The following is a 1,148-nucleotide window of genomic DNA, read 5'->3' as shown; positions in this document are numbered from 1 at the left end:
TCAGGGCCTGGTCGACGCTATCCGCGAGTACACGCAGACGACCATCTACCCCTACCCGCGCATCCAGGGTGATGGCCAACTGCCGGCGGTCCTGGTCGAGCCACAAAAAGCCCAATTCGATCTGGCGATGCACCGGGGTACCGACGTCTGGGACTTCAACCTCTATGTCCTGGTGCGCAATACAGACGAAGCCCTGGCTCAGGACCTGCTCGACCGATTCATTGAAGGCGAAGGCCCCGACTCCATACGCCAAGCGCTCTACGAGAACGAAACTCTCGGAATCGATGGCGTTGCCGATGCCCGTGTCCTTTCTGTGGACGGCTACGGCAGCAAAGGCAAATGGGCCGGCATCGACTGCCTCAGCGCAATTCTCAAAGTCCGCGTAACTCTCGACAACAGCGCGGCATAAATCCGAAAGAGGTGGGGGCTCATGGCAGCTCTTGCTACTCAGCATGTTGTCGACGCGGGAACAGCTCCTACTTTTGCTGCCGCGTCGGCGTCCGATACCGCAGAGGTCGGCAGTGGCCGTAATACCTTCGCGGTCTATAAGAACGGCGGCGGCTCGCCCATCACGGTGACCGTGGCTGTCGACGGCGATACCGAATACGGCGAAGCACTGCCTCCGAAAGAGGTCACTGTCGCCAACGGCGCCGAAGCGTGGATCCCCCTGCGCAAAGCCTATTCCGGCGAAGCGGGCCGCGCGACGATCACCACTTCCGCGCAGACCAGCGTGACCGTTGCGGTGGTGAAACTGTCGTGACCCTCAGCGCTGCAACCAGAGCCCGAATTGCAGCCGAGCGGCAGGAATTGATCGCAGAACAGACGGCAACCCGGACCTACATCGTGGCGACACGCCGGAAGGTCAACGAGAAAAGCCGTGGCGAAGAGATAGAGCTGCCTCGCGATCAAGCCGACCGATTGCTGGCTGCCGGCCTGGTGGAGGAAAAACCCCTCCCAGAAACAAAGAAAGCAGCCGAGGAAACAACTCCCGTGGTTGCTGATAAACCTGCACCCAAGAAAAGAGTTTGACCATGGCGAAGCTTGTGCTCCGTGACGCGTATATCGAAATCGATGGCGTCGACTTTTCCGATCACTGCTCCCAGGTGGAAATCAGCCTGAAAAAGGCCGAGGTCGATACCACCAACTTC

3 protein-coding genes are annotated in these 1,148 nt (G+C 59.6%); all 3 read left to right on the top strand.

Annotated features, from left to right (window positions below; genetic code table 11):
* Positions 1-409, top strand: a 409-nt coding sequence (locus NGR01S_RS31680; protein ID WP_063042122.1) for a hypothetical protein, incomplete at its 5' end; no start/stop codon positions are given.
* 21 nt (positions 410-430) lie between these two features.
* Positions 431-760, top strand: a complete 330-nt coding sequence (locus tag NGR01S_RS31265; RefSeq protein WP_063916151.1) for a hypothetical protein — start codon at positions 431-433, stop codon at positions 758-760.
* Positions 757-1,029 carry a hypothetical protein gene (locus NGR01S_RS31260; RefSeq protein ID WP_156511131.1) on the top strand — a complete coding sequence of 91 codons (273 nt, stop codon included), beginning with the start codon at positions 757-759 and terminating at the stop codon, positions 1,027-1,029. Before NGR01S_RS31265 ends, NGR01S_RS31260 begins: the two co-directional genes overlap by 4 nt.
* The last annotated feature ends 119 nt before the right edge of the window (positions 1,030-1,148 follow it).

It is taken from the genome of Nocardia grenadensis NBRC 108939 (assembly GCF_001613445.1).
GTDB lineage: Bacteria > Actinomycetota > Actinomycetes > Mycobacteriales > Mycobacteriaceae > Nocardia > Nocardia grenadensis.
The sequence above is the reverse complement of the archived record's forward strand: the minus strand, read 5'-3'. Positions and strand labels throughout refer to the sequence as shown.